Source organism: Oleiphilus sp. HI0079 (assembly GCF_001635105.1).
This window is the reverse complement of sequence record NZ_LWFT01001285.1, coordinates 1-734: the sequence shown is the minus strand read 5'-3', so window position 1 is coordinate 734 and position 734 is coordinate 1. Positions and strand designations below refer to the sequence as shown.

The following is a 734-nucleotide window of genomic DNA, read 5'->3' as shown; positions in this document are numbered from 1 at the left end:
GTTTATTTTTAAACAGAGAAATGTTTTGGCACAGCCGTCATACACCTATCTTGCCTGGACAACCGCCATACTTTGGTTGCTGCTTGTTTCGGTTCTCATGTGGCAAGTATTTGCCTCAGATTATCGCGCCTTTCTTCATGAGGATGCACCGGATCTGCAAAACATGCCAAGAGTAGCGACGGGGGAACTAACGCTTGTTCACTATCTAGACGAGCAATGTAGCTGCAATCGCTTTGCCAAACCACATGTACAAGATATTGAAGAGACCTATAAAGAAGCGCGCCACGTATACCCTAACGAAACCATGCAAGTAAAAGGTGTTCTCTTGGAGGATTGGGCGATCTCAAGTCCTGCGGTGAGTATTTTTGCTCCTGATGGCGTACTGATTTATCACGGCCCTTACACCGCAGGTAGTGTTTGTGGACAAGGCGAAGATTTGGTTGCAGCCCACCTAGAAAAATGGCGCGCAGGTGATCGCGCTCAGTATCTCAACTTGCTAGGTCAGGGGTGTTTTTGCCCCTGGACCAACACGAACAAAAAAACAGCAGAGCTGACATAAAAGCGAGCTCAGCTTCGCTTAGTGCTCAGTAAAACGGAGAATTATGGAAAACACGAACCTCATAAACCATTACAAACGTGCCGACAAAGTGATGAAGATCATTCTGAGCGCCCTGTTTGTAGTCTCACTGGCTCTCGCCCCGATGTATGACACTTGGATGGCGGCGCTTTTAATC

1 protein-coding gene is annotated in these 734 nt (G+C 47.4%); it reads left to right on the top strand.

What is annotated here, in order from left to right; translation table 11 throughout:
* Positions 1 to 559, top strand: a 559-nt coding sequence (locus tag A3750_RS22470) for a DUF6436 domain-containing protein (RefSeq protein WP_068548885.1), incomplete at its 5' end; no start/stop codon positions are given.
* Between the last annotated feature and the right edge of the window lie 175 nt (positions 560 to 734).